This is a genomic window from Thioclava sp. DLFJ5-1 (assembly GCF_002020115.1).
GTDB classification, from domain to species: Bacteria; Pseudomonadota; Alphaproteobacteria; order Rhodobacterales; family Rhodobacteraceae; genus Thioclava; species Thioclava sediminum.
On record NZ_MPZU01000003.1, the window covers coordinates 11,644 to 25,673 of the forward strand.

Consider the following 14,030-nt stretch of genomic DNA (forward strand, 5'->3'; position numbering starts at 1 on the left):
TCCTGTGATCGGATAGGGGCGAGTTGCCCGGATGAGACGACATTGGCAGAATCACTCTGACGCCGTACTGACGGGCTTTGTCAGCGTTCTGTCAGCTTGTTTGCGCTAGGAAAGCCGTATGAAAACGCTCACGACCCTCCTCCTTCTTTCGCTGGCCACGGCCACGCCCGCCCTCGCTGAGCGTGCGGGCGGCGGCGGCGGCTCGGGCCGAGGCGGCTCGGATCACGACCGGGCGCGCAGCGCGGTCGAGCGCGAGGAGATCCTTCCGCTGTCGAAAATCCTCGGCGGCGTGCGCAACCGTTTCGGCGGCCGCGTCATCAAGCTGGATCTCGAATCGGATGACGGTCACTATGTCTACGAACTCAAGCTGATCACCCCGGAAGGCCGGATCATCGAGCTTGAGGTTGACGCGGCGACCGGTTTGCCGATTGGTGGTCCCGAAGACAGCGAGCGCGACGGGGACAAGTAATGCGCGTATTGGCGGTCGAGGACGACCAGAGGATCGCGGCGGATCTCAAGGCTGCGCTCGAGGCGGCGGGATTTCTCGTCGAGACCTGCGCGGACGGGCTTGATGCGTGGTTTCTGGGCGATACCGAAGATTACGACCTCGTCATTCTCGATCTCGGCCTGCCGAAGATGGACGGGCTGAGCATCCTCAAGAAATGGCGCGCCAATGATCGCGAGATGCCGGTGCTGGTGCTGACCGCGCGCGGCGCCTGGACCGAGCGGGTCGAAGGCATCGACGCAGGCGCCGACGACTACCTGCCCAAACCGTTCCGCATGGAAGAGCTGGTGGCGCGGGCGCGTGCCCTGATCCGGCGGTCGGCAGGGCGAGCCTCGTCGAACCAGAGCGTGGGCGAGTTGACGCTCGACGCGAACCGGATGAGCGTGTCGATCCGCGGCGTGCCGATTGCGGCGACGGCGCTGGAATTCCGGCTGCTCTCCTACCTGATGCTGCATCGCGACCGCGTCGTGCCGCCGACCGAACTGCTCGAACATCTCTACGGCGATGACGACTCGCGCGAGGCCAATGCGCTGGAGGCGCTCGTGGCGCGGCTGCGCCGTAAGCTGGGCCCCGGCGTGATCGGCACGCGGCGCGGCTTTGGCTATTTCCTCGAAGGCGGCGGCGCGTGATGCGGTTGTCGCTGCGCCTCCGGCTCGCGCTTGGCGGCGCGCTCGCGGTGGTGCTGGCGCTGGCGATTGCCTCCGCCGCGCTTACGGCGCTGTTTGCCGCCCATGTTCAGCGCCGGGCCGAGGCCGAACTGTCGGTGCAGCTCGATCAGGTCGTGGCGGCGCTCGGACGCGATGCCGACGGGAGGCTGGCGCTGCAGACGCCGCCCGCCGATCCGCGGTTCGACCAGCCTCTGAGCGGGCTTTATTGGCAGATCGACCTCGGCGACACGCTGCTGCGGTCGCGCTCGCTTTGGGATTACGCGCTGCCCCTGCCGCCCGATGAGCTGCCCGACGGACATATCCACGTGCATCGTCTCCCCGACCAGACAGGCGACACCCTTCTGACGCTCGAGCGCAGTGTGACCCTGCCGCCTTCGCTGGGCGGGAGCCAAGTGCGCGCGGCGGTCGCGCTGACGACGACCGATCTGGATCAGGCGCGCAGCGATTTTCTGAAAGAGCTTCTGCCCTATAATGCGATCCTCGCCGCCGCCCTGATCGTCGCCGGATGGGTTCAGCTCTTCTTCGGCCTGCGCCCCCTGTCGGAAGTCGGGCGACGCGTGCTCGCCGTGCGCTCGGGCGAACAGCGCCGGCTCGGCAGCGATTTCCCGAAAGAGGTGCAGCCGCTCGCCAATGAGGTCGACGCGCTGATCGACGCCCGCGAGGCCGAGCTGGACCGCGCGCGCCACCGCGCAGCCGATCTCGCGCATGGGTTCAAGACCCCGCTGCAGGCGCTGATGGGCGAGGCCGACCGGCTGCGCCAGACCGGCCAGACCGAGCCCGCCGCCGCCATCGAGGAAATTGCCGAAGCGATGCGCCGCCATGTCGACCGCGAATTGACCCGGTCGCGCCTCGCGGGGCGCGTGGTGAAAGACAAAGCCACGGTGGCCCCTGTCGTGCAGCAGATCGTCTCGGTGATCCGGCGCACCCCCACGGGCAGCGCGGTGGAGTGGGATATCGCCGTGCCCGAGGATCTGCAGGTGACGCTCGACGCCAGTGATCTTGCCGAAGCCCTCGGGGCGTTGATCGAGAATGCCAGCCGCCACGCCACATCGCAGGTCACGATCCGCGCCAGCCGACGCGACGCGGCGATCGCAATCGACGTGCAGGACGATGGCCCCGGCATCTCGGCGGACCGCATCGAGCATCTTCAGAAACGCGGCGCGCGCGCCGATGAAAGCGGTCACGGTTTGGGACTGTCGATCAGCGCCGAGATCGCGCAGGCCGTCGGCGGTACGCTGAGCATCGCGAATGCCGAGACCGGGCTGCGCGTGACCCTGATCCTTCCGGACGCCCGCGCAGGCGTCCCCGGCACGCGCCGCTCCTGAACACCTGAAACGGGCGTCATCCTCACGCATCGTTTATGAGCGATGTCCTGCCTACATATTCAACTTTTGGAACATGAATCGATCGCGACGCATTTCTCCGGCAATCCCGAGCTGACGGAAATTCGGAGGCAAATGACATGACCATGCGTTTTGAACAGATCCTTGCGGAAGGGATCGCACAGTGCTCCTACCTCTTGGGCGACACCGGCAGCGGCACCGCCGCGGTCGTCGATCCCCGCCCGGATTGCGATATCTATATCGAGCGCGCCAAGGCGCTCGGCCTGACGATCACCCATGTGTTCGAGACCCATATCCATGCCGACTTCCTGTCGGGCGCGCGCGAATTGGTGGACCGGCTGGATGGCACGCCCAAGCTTTGCGTCAGCGTCGAGGGCGGCGCCGAATATGACTTCGCGCATGAGGGCATCCGCGACGGCGACAAGTTCACCTTCGGCGATCTCACGCTCGAGACGCGGCACACGCCGGGGCACACGCCTGAACACGTCTCCTTCCTGCTCTACGAGAAGGACAATGACGACCCGTGGGGCGTGCTGAGCGGGGATTCCTTCTTCGTGGATTCGGTCGGTCGGCCCGACCTCTTGGGTGACGACAAGACCGAGGAACTGACCGAGGCGCTGTTCCGCACCACGCAGGAATTCTACATGCAACTGCCCGAGGGCGTGCTCGTCTATCCCTGTCACGGCGCGGGCTCGGCCTGCGGGCCGAATATCGGCGACCGGATGTCGACCAGCATCGCCTATGAGAAGGCCCATAACAAATATGTCCAGATCACCGATCTGGAGGCCTTCAAGGACGAGATGACGAAGGACGCCCCGCCGGTGCCGACTCATTACCCCCGCCTCAAGAAGGTGAACGCGGCGGGCCCCGAGGTGATGCACGGATTGCCGCGCTGCATCGGCAAGACGCCGGAGGAGTTCGAGGCGCTCATCGCCAATGATGACGTGCAACTCGTCGACCTCCGCGACATGCTCGCCTTCGGCGGCGGCTTTATCGAAGGGTCGCTCAATATCGGGCTGCAGCCGATCCTGTCGGTCTGGGCGGGCTGGATGCTCGATCCCGACAAGCCCATCGCGCTTGTCAGCGAAAAAGCTAGCGACATCGATGAGGCCGTGCTGCGTCTCTGGCGCGTCGGCTTCACGAAATTCGCGGGCTACCTGAACGGCGGCATCGCCGCGTGGCGCACCTCCGGGCGACCGCTTGTGCATATCCCGCAGGTCACCGTGCAGGAGTTGAAGGGCAGCGATCTGACCCCGCTCGATGTGCGCAAGGACGAGGAGTGGGACGGCGGCCATATCCCCGGCGCGATCCACCGTTTCCTCGGCACGCTCGACGACGAGATGGACAAACTGGACCGGTCCACCGACTACGCCGTCTACTGTCAGGGCGGCTACCGCGCCAGCCTCGCCGCGAGCCTGCTGCACCGCGCCGGGTTCAAGAACGTCTCCGCCGTGCCGGGCAGCTTCGGCGCATGGTCCGCGCTGGACTACCCGGTCGAAACCTGAACCGCTTTCAACTCAAGGAGCCAACACCATGAGCTACACCATCGACAAACGCCTCACCGATACCACGCTCGAAGAGGCCGACACCCGGACCCGCGAGGCCCTGAAGGCGCAGGGCTTCGGCGTGCTCACCGAGATCGACGTGCAGAGCACGATGAAGAAGAAGCTCGACGAGGACATGCCCGGCTACATGATCCTCGGCGCCTGCAATCCGAAGATGGCGCATCAGGCGATCCAGCTGGAACCGAATGTCGGCGCGATGCTGCCCTGCAACGTCATTCTGCGGCAGGACGGTTCGGACATTCTCGTCTGCGCAATCGATCCGCAGGCCTCGATGACGGCGATCGACAATCCGCAGCTCAAGTCGGTCGCGGGCGAAGTGCGCGACATGCTGGAAAAGGCCGTTCAGGCCATTTGAGCCAGAGAGACCCCGGCAGCGGAATCCCCCGCCGCTGCCGGGACACCCGCACGCGTCTCGCGCAGCCCTTGCATTCGAGCGCCGTTTTGCGGGATATCACGGCCCGACGACCTCCCATGCGAGGTCCCGTTAAGCGAAGGCCAGAATGTCCCAGACCGATCGTCTCAAGACCGACTGTTCCCAATGCGCAGCCCTGTGCTGTCTGGTGCTGGCCTTCGACAAGGGCAAGGACTTCGCCTTCAGCAAGAACCCCGGCCAGCCCTGTCGGCACCTCTGTGGGCATGACTGCTCGATCCACGACAAGCTGACGCAGGAAGGCATGGCGGGCTGCGTCGCCTATGACTGCCTCGGCTCGGGCAACCGTGTCGTGCAAGAGGTCTTCGGCGGGCAAACCTGGCAGAGCGAACCGCGCCTGATGCCGGTGATGATGGAAGCCTTCTCCGCCATGCGCGAGGTCCATAAGCGGATCGACCTGCTGCGCGCCGCCGAGACCCTGTCGCTGGACGCGAGCGACGAGCGCAAACGGCGCGACTTCCTCGACCAACTCGAACAGCACGAATGGACCCATCCCGAACTGACTGAATTCGAGTTCGGACTGGCGCTGGAAATCGACCTCTTCTTCCACAGCCTCAGCACCTGACGACGCCTGCGACGCGATGCGTCGGGGTCACGCTGAAGCGCTCAACTCCCCGCCAGAGCCGACAAATTTTGACTGCCTGAAGAAGCTGTGATCTGATCCGGGTTGGGCACTCTGCCCGATCTATCTCAAGAGGCCGAGCGTGCAGCCTGCCTTTCGCACCGAAGCATTGTCGAAGACCTACGGCGAAGGTCCTGCCGCGGTTCACGCGCTCCGAGACGTGACGCTCGAAATTCCGCGCAGCGAGGTCGTCGTGCTGCTGGGCCCCTCGGGCAGCGGCAAATCCACCTTTCTCAACATCATCGGCGGGCTCGACAGGCCAAGCTCGGGTCAGGCGTGGTTCGGCGATCAGAACCTGACCGAGATGTCGGACCGGGCGCTGACGCAGTATCGGCGCAGCCATGTCGGCTTCGTCTTCCAGTTCTACAACCTGATGCCCAGCCTCACCGCGCGCGAGAATGTCGATCTGGTGACCGAGATCTCGCATGACCCGATGGATGCGGGCGAGGCGCTGCGGCTGGTGGGGTTGGAGGAACGGCTCGACCATTTCCCGGCGCAGATGTCGGGCGGCGAGCAGCAGCGCGTCGCCATCGCGCGGGCCATCGCGAAACGCCCGGCGGTGCTGTTTTGCGACGAGCCGACCGGCGCGCTCGACAGCACGACGGGGCGGCGCGTGCTGCAGGTGCTCAACGATGTGAACCGCGAGCTGGGCACCACCGTGCTGATCGTCACCCATGCGGCGGCGACGGCGGCGATGGCGCATCGCGTACTGCATTTCACCGATGGCCAACTGCGCGAGACGATCGTCAACGAGACCCGCGCCGATCCTGCCGAGATCGAATGGTAAGCCGATGGCCCTGACCGTTCTCCATCGCAAGCTGTTCCGCGACCTCTGGCGCATCCGGGCGCAGGCGCTGGCGATCTCGGCGGTCGTCGCTCTGGGCGTGATGGTGCAGGTGATGATGGCGGGGCTGACCGATACGCTCACCGTCACTCGCGACGCCTATTTCGAACGGCACCGGCTGGCGCAGGTTTTCGAGCCGCTGACCCGCGCGCCCAGCTCGATGATGGAACAGGTCAACGCCATTCCCGGCGTGCTGGCCGCCGAGGGCCGGATCAGCGGCTTCGGCCGGATCGACGCAGACGGCGGCGAGCCGGTGCAGGCGCGCATCCTGTCGCTGCCCGGCGCGGCGGGGCTCAACGGCATCCTGATGACGGCGGGACGCAAGCCCATCGCCGGGCGCAGCGACGAGGTCGTGCTGCTCGACACATTCGCAGCCGCACGCGGGATCGCGCTTGGCGACACGCTCGGCGTCACCGTCGAGGGCCGCCACCAAAAACTGCAGGTCGTCGGTTTCGCCCGCGCGCCGGAGTTTCTGTTCATGCCCGCGCCGGGCGAATTCTTCCCGACCGATGGCCGCTTCGCTGTGATCTGGATGGAGCGCAAGGCCGCTGCCGCTGTGCTCGATCTCGATGGCGCGTTCAACGAGGTGCTGGCGCTCACCACGCGCGAGCGGCCCCGCAAGGCGGTGCTCGCCGATCTCGACCGGCTGATGGCGCCCTATGGCGGCGGCGCGGGCTTCGTTCAGGACCAGCAGACCTCGGCGCGCTTCATCGAGGAAGAACTCAAGGGGCTACGCCAGTCGCGGGTGTTTCTACCGCCGATCTTCCTCGCCGTTGCGGCCTTCCTGCTCAACGTCACGATCACCCGGATCGTGCAGGCCGAGCGGCGCGAGATCGGGTTGATGAAAGCCTTCGGCCATAGCGGTGCGGAGATCGCGGGGCACTACCTAGAAATGGCGCTGATGATCGCCTTCGCGGGCGCGCTGCTCGGATCGGCCCTGGGCGTGATGCTCGGGCGGTCGATCACCGGGCTCTACATGGAATTCTACAAATTCCCCTATCTCGTCTTCTCGATGCATCCCGGCCCCTTCGCCGGGGGCCTCGCCTTCTCGCTGATCGCCGCCGCGCTCGGGGCGGCGATTGCGCTGCGCACGGTGTTCCGCCTGACGCCCGCCGAGGCGATGCGTCCCCCGGCCCCGCCCGATTTCACCCATGGCCGCGTCGGCTTCCTCGCGATCGTCACGAGTTTCTTCGACCAGCCGGGACGGATGATCCTGCGCCAGATCACTCGGCAACCGGTGCGCAGCCTTGGCACCGTTGCGGGCGTGGCCGCGGGGCTCGCGCTGAACATGGCGATGTTGATGATCTATTCTGGCTTCGATCACACAATGGATGTCACCTTCGGCTTTGCCGACCGCTCCGACGCGACGGTGAGCTTTATCCACCCCGTCTCGCGCGATGTGACGCATGAGATTGCGCACCTGCCCGGCGTGCTGGAGGCCGAGCCGACGCGCTATGTGCCGGTCCTCTTCCGCAACGGCGTCATCACCCATCGCGGCGAACTGACCGGCCTGTCCGAGGATGCGCAGCTCAACCGCGCGCTGCGGCCCGATCTGGAGCCGATCGCCTTGCCCGCGCAAGGAGTCGTGATCTCGCGGGGGCTCGCGGATGTGCTGAAACTTCAGCCGGGCGAAAACCTCACCGCCGAAGTCACCGAAGGCCGCAAGCGGACCCTCTCGCTGCCGGTCGCGGCGATCTCCGACACCCTGCTGGGCGCTCCGGCCTATATGCGCCTCGACTCGCTGACCCGGGCCGTGGGCGAGGCGGACCGGATCACCTCGGTCTCGATCCGCACCGAGGGCGCCCCATCGCCGGAGCTTCTGCACGAGCTGCGTGAGCGCCCCAAGGTCGCAGGCGTCTCGATCAAATCCGATAGCCTGGCGGCATTCCGGGAAATCGCCGACGAGGGCGCGGGTCAGATGCGTTTCGTCTTCGGCGCGATCGCCTTCGTGCTGAGCTTCGGCATCGTCTACAACGCCGCGCGCAACGCCTTTGCCGAGCGCGCGCATGAACTGGCGAGCCTGCGCGTCCTTGGCTTCACCCGCGGAGAGGTGACGCTGATCCTGGCCGGGGAGATTACCCTGCTGGTCGCCTGCGCGCTCCCGGTCGGCATCTGGTTCGGCTGGACGCTTGCCAAGTTGATCGCACGCGTTTTCTCCAATGAACTCTACCGGGTCAGCGTCAGCTTCGATCTGCCCAGCATCGCGACGGCGGTGCTGGTCGTGGTTTCGGCGACACTGGCCTCGATCCTGATGTTGCGCCGCGCGCTGGATCGGTTGAACATGATTTCGGCGCTCAAGGCGAGGGACTGACCCGTGACACCAAAACCCCGGACCAGATGGCTCATTCTCATCCTGATCGGCCTGATCGCAGCGGGCGCTATCGCCGCGCTGCTTTGGCCCCAGCCGCAGACCGTCGATATGGGCGAGGTCACGCGCGGCCCGATGAAGCTCGTCATCGAGGATGATGGCCGGACCCGCGTCAGCGAAAGCTATACGGTCTCGACCCCGGTGAGCGGTAGGCTGCAGCGGCTCGATATCCATGTCGGCGATCATGTCGTCGCGAATGAGACGGTCGTCGCCCGGATGCGCCCCGCCCTGCCCGCCGTTCTGGATGCGCGCAGCCGGGCGCAGGCAGAGGCCGCGCTGGCCGAGGCTCAAGCCGCGCTGAGTGCCGCCGAGGGCGATTACCGCGCCGCGGTCGCGATGCGCGAACAGGCCGATAGCGATCTCGCGCGGTCGCAGCGGCTCGCGCTTTCCGGCACGATCAGCCAGTCCAAGCTGGACCGCGATCAGATCAATGCCGACTACGCCGCCGCGCAGGAAGCCGCCGCGAAAGCCGCCATCGCGATGCGCGAGGCGGCGCTGGCCTCGGCGAAATCCGTGCTGCAGAACGATGCCGCCGCGAACAACAGCGACGGGGTCGAGTCGATCCCGCTTTATGCGCCCGCGACCGGAACGGTGCTGCAAATCCTGCAGGAAAACGAGACCGTGCTCTCTGCAGGCTCCCCGATCATGGAGATCGGCGACATCTCGGAGGGGTTAGAAGTCGTCGCCGATCTTCTTTCACGCGATGCGGTGCGCGTGCGCCTCGGCGATCCGGTGGAGATCACCGATTGGGGCGGGCCGGACGTGCTGGAGGGCAAGGTGGTCCGCATCGATCCATCGGGCACGACGAAGGTCTCCGCCTTGGGCGTCGAGGAGCAACGCGTCGGCGTGGTCATCGCCTTTACCGGCGACGCCGCGCAGCGGGCCGGTCTGGGCCACGGCTTTCAGGTGACCGCCCGGATCGTGGTCTGGCAGAACCCCGACGCGCTGCGCGTCCCGTCGAGCGCCCTGTTCCGGCGCGGCACCGGCTGGGCCGTCTTCAAGGTCGAGGACGGGCGCGCGCGGGAGGTGAACGTGAAAATCGGGACCGACAATGGCACCTATGCCGAGCTTCAGGACGGTCTGAGCGAGGGCGACAAGGTCGTACTCTATCCGGTCGAGACGCTGGAAGACGGCGCGCCGGTGGAGGCGCGGTCCGGCGGTTAAGTTGCGCCTCACGCCCCGCCCCAACCACCTCGCGAGGAATCACGAAGCCGCACGAAAAGCGCACCAACCGATCAAAAATGCTTGGGGTGGCGCTCAAAAAACCATCACTTGAGAGTTATTTGCGCCCAAATGCCATGCGAGCCGCAATCGAAGCGGCTTTTGCCCCCTCTCCACCTTTGGAAACGCACCAAGGTCATGGCCGAATGAGGGCGCAGGGCGCTTAGGGTTCCGTTGCCGAGAAGGCAGGTCTGGTCCGAGAAGTGCCACCCACGCGGCAAATTCCGTGCGGGCACACGGCGGGCCAAAATCCCGGGAGATTACTGCGCAGGTCTGACCCGCGCCTCATCTCTTGTTCCGCCAGCGGGTCGGCCTCTACGCCATAAAAAGGCGGGACGCATGCCAACGGGGAAGACCATGACCAGAACGAAATTCCTGTCCGCCACGGCCCTCAGCTTGGGCGTTCTCGCCGCCTCTCTCTCGCCCGCGATGGCCGAGCAGAAAACCGATTTCAAACTCGCATGGTCGATCTATGCCGGCTGGATGCCTTGGGGCTATCTGGACAGCTCGGGGATCATGGACAAATGGGCCGAGAAATACGGCATCACCGTCGATATCGTTCAGATCAACGACTACGTGGAATCGATCAACCAATACACCGCGGGCGGCTTCGATGGCGTCTCGGCGACGAACATGGACACGCTCTCGATCCCGTCGGGCGGCGGCGTCGACACGACCGCGCTGATCGTCGGCGACTATTCCGACGGCAATGACGCGATCATCTCGAAGAAAGCGACCTCGATCGAGGAGCTGAAGGACACCAAGGTGAACCTCGTCGAGCTGTCGGTCTCGCATTACCTGCTGGCGCGCGCGCTCGATAAAGCCGGGCTGGCCGAGAAGGATCTGGCTGGTGTCGTGAACACCTCCGACGCCGACATGATCGCCGCTTTCGCGACCCCCGAGATCGAGACCGTCGTGACGTGGAACCCGCTGGTGTCGGAAATCCTCGATTCCAACCCCGATGCGAACAAGCTCTTCGACAGCTCGCAGATCCCGGGCGAGATCCTCGATCTGATGGTGGTGAATACCGAGACGCTCAAGGACAACCCCGATTTCGGCAAAGCCGTGGTCGGCGCCTGGTATGAGGTCATGTCGAAGATGGCCGCAGGCGACGAAGAGGCCCTGACCGCGATGGCCGAGGCCGCCGGCACCGATCTGGAAGGCTACAAGGCCCAGCTCGCCGCGACGGCGATGTTCTACGATCCGGCCAAGGCGGTCGAGCAGGCTTCGAGCGCCGAGATGCCCGAGACCATGACGACTGTCGCGAACTTCCTGTTCGACAAAGGCATCCTTGGCGTCGATGCGCCCTCGGCCGATTTCGTGGGCGTCGAATATCCCGACGGCTCGGTGACGGGCGACGAAGCCAACGTGAAGCTGCGCTTCGACACTACCTACATGCAGATGGCGGCCGACGGCGCGCTTTGATCTGACTTGCCCGGCCTTCGGGCCGGGCCCTTTTCCGACAATTGCCGAAAGCGCCCATGCGTCTGCTCAACCGACATCCGACCCGGCCCACCGGCATCCTGCTGGCCGCGCTGCCTTTCCTGGCGGTGCTGATCGCCTATTGGATCGGCTCGGAAATCCGGCTCGCGGCGAACCCGCAGGACAAGCTGCTGCCCGCGCCCGAAACCATCATGAACACCGCCGGGCGGCTATTCACCGAGCCGAACAAGCGCACCGGCGAGATCCTCCTCTGGGCCGATACTTTCGCGAGCCTGCGGCGTCTGGCCTTCGGTGTCGGCATCGGGGCGCTGATCTCGCTGACGGTCGGCGTCGGGATCGGGCTGCTGCCTTATGTCCGGCGCGGATTGTCGAGCTTCGTCGCGGTGCTCTCGATGGTGCCGCCGCTGGCGCTGCTGCCGATCCTGTTCATCGTGTTCGGACTGGGCGAGACCTCGAAAATCGTGCTGATCGTGATCGGCATCACACCCTTCCTGATCCGCGACCTCTCGCAGCGGGTGCTCGACATTCCACACGAGGAGATCGTGAAGGCGCAGACGCTGGGCGCCTCCACATGGGTCATCGCGCTGCGTGTGGTGCTGCCGCAAATCCTGCCGCGCCTGATCGCGGCCATCCGCCTGTCACTCGGCGCGGCTTGGCTGTTCCTCATTGCCGCAGAAGCCGTCGCGGCCGAGGTCGGCCTTGGCTACCGCATCTTCCTCGTCCGGCGTTACCTCGCGATGGACATCATCCTGACCTACGTCATCTGGATCACGCTGCTCGCCTTCCTGATCGACTTCGCGCTCAAGACGCTGTCGCGCAAAGCCTTCCCGTGGCTGGGAGGTGGGCTATGAGCTTCGTCACCGTCCGCGATGTGTTTCAAGAATACGACGGCCGTCCGATCATCGAGCGCGTCAATCTCGACGTGGCCGAGGGCGAGTTCGTCTCGATCGTCGGCGCGTCCGGCTGCGGCAAATCCACCTTCCTGCGGCTGCTCTTGGCCGATGAGACGCCCACGCGGGGCCGCATCACCGTCGATGGCGGCACGCCTGCGCGCGAACCGGGCCGCGAGCGCGGCGTGGTGTTCCAGAAATACTCGGTCTTCCCGCATATGACCGTGCGCGACAACATCGTCGCCGCCGAGAGTTTCCCGAAAGGCTGGGGCTGGTTTCGCGGCGCGAAACTGCGCGAAGCCCGGGCACGCGCCGATGAAGTTCTCGAGCGGATCGGGCTGGCGCATGTCGCGAAGAACTACCCCTCGACGCTTTCGGGCGGAATGCAGCAACGCCTCGCCATCGGACAGGCGCTGCATGCCCGCCCGCGCATCCTGCTGCTCGACGAGCCCTTCGGCGCGCTCGATCCGGGCACGCGGCTTTCGATGCATGAGTTCCTGACGCAGCTGCGCACCGAGACCAGCATGACCGTCTTCATGGTCACGCATGATCTTGGTGAGGGCTTCAAGCTGGGCGACCGCGTTCTGGTCTTCGACAAGACCCGCTGGGACCCGGATTACCCCGAACGCTACGGCGCGACGATCACCTATGATTTCGACGCCCGCGATCACGGCATTCCGTATCAGCACATCCTCGACAAGATCCCCTCTCTGGCCGCGCAAAGCGACCCCGCGCCCGCGCCGGACTGAGAGGCCCAAGTTTCACCGCGCGCGCCGCTGGGCCCCGCGCGCGGGCCGCCGCCAAGGTCCAGACAGCCTGCCCCGATCCGGGGCTTCGATAGATTGGAGACAGAGATGTTCCATGACCTGCCAGGCGGGCGATCGCGCCCGCACCACCCGCAAGCGGCCATCGCGGCGCATGCCCTGCGCGAGCGCCGCCAGCACCACCCGGACCTGACCAAGCTCGCCGGCTGGAAGGCGATGCGCAAAGAGGCGGAACTCCCCGAGGGACGCTGGGACGAGGAACGCCGCTGGGCGCTGCGCATGGGGCTGACCGGCGCGGACAGCATCGAGGACAAGTCGATCCCGACTTTCGCACGCGGCGAGCTGCCCCATTACGCGGGCATCAACACCTTCCTGAAAGCGCCCTATGCCGAGGACGTGCTGGAGGTCTCGCATTACGACGCGACCGTGCTGGGCATCCCCTTCGATGGCGGCACCACCTACCGCGCCGGCACCCGCTTCGGACCGCAGGGCGTGCGCAAGATCTCCGCGCTCTACACGCCTTACAACTACGAGATCGGCGTCGACCTGCGCGAGCAGATGACGCTCTGCGATGCGGGCGACGTGTTCACCATCCCGGCGAATATCGAGAAGAGCTTCGACCAGATCAGCCGCGCGGTCAGCCACGTCTTCTCCTCGGGCTCGCTCCCGATCATGATCGGCGGCGACCACTCGATCGGCTTTCCCTGCGTGCGCGGCATCGCCGAATGCACCTCGAAGAAGATCGGCATCGTCCATTTCGACCGCCATGCCGACATTCAGGAAAAAGACCTCGACGAGCGGATGCACACCACGCCGTGGTTCCACTCGACCAACCTGCCCAACGTGCCCGCGAAGAACCTCGTGCAGATCGGCATCGGCGGCTGGCAAGTCCCGCGCGAGGCGGTGAAGGTCGCCCGCGAGCGTGAGACCAACATCATCACCATGGGCGACATGGAGAAGATGGGCATCGACAAGACGATCGAGATGGCGCTCGAAATGGCGTGGGACGGGGTCGACATGGTCTACATGTCCTTCGATATCGACTCCATCGATTGCGGCTTCGTGCCCGGCACCGGCTGGCCCGAACCGGGCGGCTTCCTCCCGCGCGAGGCGCTGGCGCTGGCCTCCGGCATCGCCGCCGAAGGCATCTGCGGGATGGAACTGGTCGAGGTCGCGCCGCCCTACGACGTGTCCGACATCACCGCGCTGATGGGCACGCGGGTGATCGTGGACGTGCTGGGCTCGCTGGTCGCCAATGGCAAACTCGGCGCGCATCGCAAGCATATCGACAAGCCCGTCTCGCTTCCCCATGGCGAATTCGAGGGCAAGCGCTGGTCGAACTCCGAACCGCATAAGGTGGGCTGAGC

At 65.7% G+C, this 14,030-nt stretch carries 13 protein-coding genes and 1 riboswitch; all 13 genes read left to right on the forward strand.

What is annotated here, in order from left to right:
• Window positions 1-118: 118 nt before the first annotated feature.
• Window positions 119-469: a PepSY domain-containing protein gene (locus BMI86_RS10685; RefSeq protein ID WP_078541404.1), complete on the forward strand. Its 351-nt coding sequence runs from the start codon at window positions 119-121 to the stop codon at window positions 467-469.
• Window positions 469-1,134: a response regulator transcription factor gene (locus BMI86_RS10690; RefSeq protein ID WP_078541405.1), complete on the forward strand. Its 666-nt coding sequence runs from the start codon at window positions 469-471 to the stop codon at window positions 1,132-1,134. The genes BMI86_RS10685 and BMI86_RS10690 overlap by 1 nt, the downstream gene beginning before the upstream one ends.
• Window positions 1,134-2,498, forward strand: a complete 1,365-nt coding sequence (locus BMI86_RS10695; protein ID WP_078541406.1) for a HAMP domain-containing sensor histidine kinase — start codon at window positions 1,134-1,136, stop codon at window positions 2,496-2,498. Before BMI86_RS10690 ends, BMI86_RS10695 begins: the two co-directional genes overlap by 1 nt.
• Window positions 2,499-2,635: 137 nt before the next feature.
• On the forward strand, window positions 2,636-4,021 hold the full coding sequence (locus BMI86_RS10700) for an MBL fold metallo-hydrolase (protein ID WP_078541407.1): 1,386 nt from the start codon (window positions 2,636-2,638) through the stop codon (window positions 4,019-4,021).
• Window positions 4,022-4,049: 28 nt separating this feature from the next.
• Complete coding sequence (locus tag BMI86_RS10705) at window positions 4,050-4,436, forward strand: DUF302 domain-containing protein (protein WP_078541408.1); 387 nt, start codon at window positions 4,050-4,052, stop codon at window positions 4,434-4,436.
• Between the two features lie 145 nt (window positions 4,437-4,581).
• On the forward strand, window positions 4,582-5,076 hold the full coding sequence (locus tag BMI86_RS10710) for a hypothetical protein (RefSeq protein WP_078541409.1): 495 nt from the start codon (window positions 4,582-4,584) through the stop codon (window positions 5,074-5,076).
• A gap of 139 nt (window positions 5,077-5,215) precedes the next feature.
• Window positions 5,216-5,920 carry an ABC transporter ATP-binding protein gene (locus tag BMI86_RS10715; protein ID WP_078541410.1) on the forward strand — a complete coding sequence of 235 codons (705 nt, stop codon included), beginning with the start codon at window positions 5,216-5,218 and terminating at the stop codon, window positions 5,918-5,920.
• Between the two features lie 4 nt (window positions 5,921-5,924).
• On the forward strand, window positions 5,925-8,288 hold the full coding sequence (locus BMI86_RS10720) for an ABC transporter permease (protein WP_078541411.1): 2,364 nt from the start codon (window positions 5,925-5,927) through the stop codon (window positions 8,286-8,288).
• Window positions 8,289-8,291: 3 nt separating this feature from the next.
• Window positions 8,292-9,509, forward strand: coding sequence for an HlyD family efflux transporter periplasmic adaptor subunit (locus tag BMI86_RS10725; RefSeq protein ID WP_078541412.1), 1,218 nt, complete (start codon window positions 8,292-8,294; stop codon window positions 9,507-9,509).
• Window positions 9,510-9,718: 209 nt separating this feature from the next.
• Window positions 9,719-9,827, forward strand: a riboswitch (guanidine-I (ykkC/yxkD leader).
• Window positions 9,828-9,923: 96 nt separating this feature from the next.
• Window positions 9,924-10,991, forward strand: coding sequence for a putative urea ABC transporter substrate-binding protein (locus BMI86_RS10730; protein WP_078541744.1), 1,068 nt, complete (start codon window positions 9,924-9,926; stop codon window positions 10,989-10,991).
• Window positions 10,992-11,047: 56 nt separating this feature from the next.
• A complete protein-coding gene (locus tag BMI86_RS10735; RefSeq protein WP_078541413.1) occupies window positions 11,048-11,860 on the forward strand; it encodes an ABC transporter permease subunit in 813 nt (270 codons plus the stop codon).
• Complete coding sequence (locus BMI86_RS10740; RefSeq protein WP_078522762.1) at window positions 11,857-12,648, forward strand: ABC transporter ATP-binding protein; 792 nt, start codon at window positions 11,857-11,859, stop codon at window positions 12,646-12,648. Before BMI86_RS10735 ends, BMI86_RS10740 begins: the two co-directional genes overlap by 4 nt.
• A 105-nt stretch (window positions 12,649-12,753) precedes the next feature.
• A complete protein-coding gene (locus BMI86_RS10745) occupies window positions 12,754-14,028 on the forward strand; it encodes an agmatinase family protein (RefSeq protein WP_146673635.1) in 1,275 nt (424 codons plus the stop codon).
• Window positions 14,029-14,030: the final 2 nt, after the last annotated feature.